1 protein-coding gene is annotated in these 1,478 nt (G+C 63.6%); it reads right to left on the bottom strand.

Annotated features, from left to right (window positions below; all coding sequences use genetic code 11):
• Nucleotides 1-530 precede the first annotated feature (530 nt).
• A complete protein-coding gene (locus tag ACWD0F_RS52090; protein ID WP_449890591.1) occupies nt 531-863 on the bottom strand; it encodes a hypothetical protein in 333 nt (110 codons plus the stop codon).
• Between the last annotated feature and the right edge of the window lie 615 nt (nt 864-1,478).

Genomic DNA, 1,478 nt, shown 5'->3' with positions numbered 1-1,478 from the left:
TTGAGCGCACTCACACTGAACGTCAACCTATTTCACGAAAATCCCTACTCAACTGCAGGGACCAAAAGCCCATACCGTCACAGAACATCCTCTGAAGCAGCCGGATCAGCACCTGCTCGGTGCTCAACTGGACGTTCGCGACGGCTGGGAGTGAGGCCGGGGGACAGGACTGTGATCATTGATCTGGCAGGGCTTTGCGAGGTTCAGGATCGGCGGCAGGGGTCGCGGTGGCTGCAGTGGATCGGTGCGGCGAAGACCCGGCTGGGCAGGCGGTGATCGGCTTGCCGGGCTGAACTGAGCCAGTTGCGAAGGACCCAGGTCAGGGCAGTGACGACCTCGTGAGCCGGCTTGTCGTCATGGCGCGCTCCTGAGCGTGCAGGCGGATAAGGCTATGCAAGCGGTAGCGGCACTGCCCGTCGGCCCCACCATCGGCCATGCTCAGAAGGTTTGCATGGACACGTTCGTCGAGATGTTGTGAGGCGTCCTTGGCAGGTACGCCGAGCAGGACCGATACCACCCATCCCCGGAAGTCAGAAGTGTCCAGCACGCCGAGTAGGCGATAAAGCCGCTGTGTGGTCGGCAGCAGAGGCCAAGGGGGTTTTGGCCTGCGAGTTCTTCCACGCGGACACGATTGTTCTGAAGCGCTTGTACGTGTTGTTCGTGATGGAGGTCAACGCGCGCGCGTGCACATCCTGGGCGTGACCTTCCATCCGACCGGCGCGTGGACTGCCCAGCAGGCGCGCGATCTCCTGATCGATCTTGGCGAGCGAGCGGCGTGGTTCCGCTTCCTCATTCGCGATCGAGACGCCAAGTTCACCACGCTCAACGGGCTGGTCACCCCAGCAAGATTGCTGGCCTGGCATCGTCGCCTGCTCCGCCGCGCCTGGACCTACCCGCATCGTGGCGGACAGCCGAGGACGAGCCGGGAGGTCCGGGACTTGGTCATTCGCCTGGCGCGGGAAAACGTGATGTGGGGCTATCGAGGCGTGCAGGGGGAACTGGTGCGGCTCGGCTGCCAGGTCAGCAGGCGACCATGTGCCGACCCACACCGATCTCACCAAGGCGCGCGGGCAACGACCACCCGATCAGGACGAACAGGCGGTGGCGCCGATCGAAGGCCGGATCGAACGCCGCAAGGTCCTCGGTGGAGCGATTAACGAGCACCACCCGGGCTGCATAGCGCGGCCGGGAACCCCCAGCTCAGGCCACACGCGTCAGTTGCGACACGGTACAGGCCGATAGGGGCCAGCGGCAGACCGGGTAGGCACAGGTTCCGCGATCATGGAATTGCGACATTCTATGATCATCGGGGAGGCCCGTGCCTGCGCTGCCGTCATGGCTAGAACGTTGTCGACGATGCCGCACTTTCACCGACAACCCAGATGAGGGGCCTCGGTGATTCCGGACAGCCGTCCTATGGGCGTAGCCTATGCGGCTGTTCGAGTTGAGAGGAATTCGTTGAGTACCTCCAGGGGCGG

The organism is Nonomuraea sp. NPDC002799 (assembly GCF_053592075.1).
This window is presented reverse-complemented; position numbering and strand designations above follow the sequence as displayed.

Excerpts from the sequence above, each read along its gene's own strand:
- ACWD0F_RS52090 (WP_449890591.1), bottom strand. The coding sequence starts at position 863 with ATGCCAGGCCAGCAATCTTGCTGGGGTGACCAGCCCGTTGAGCGTGGT.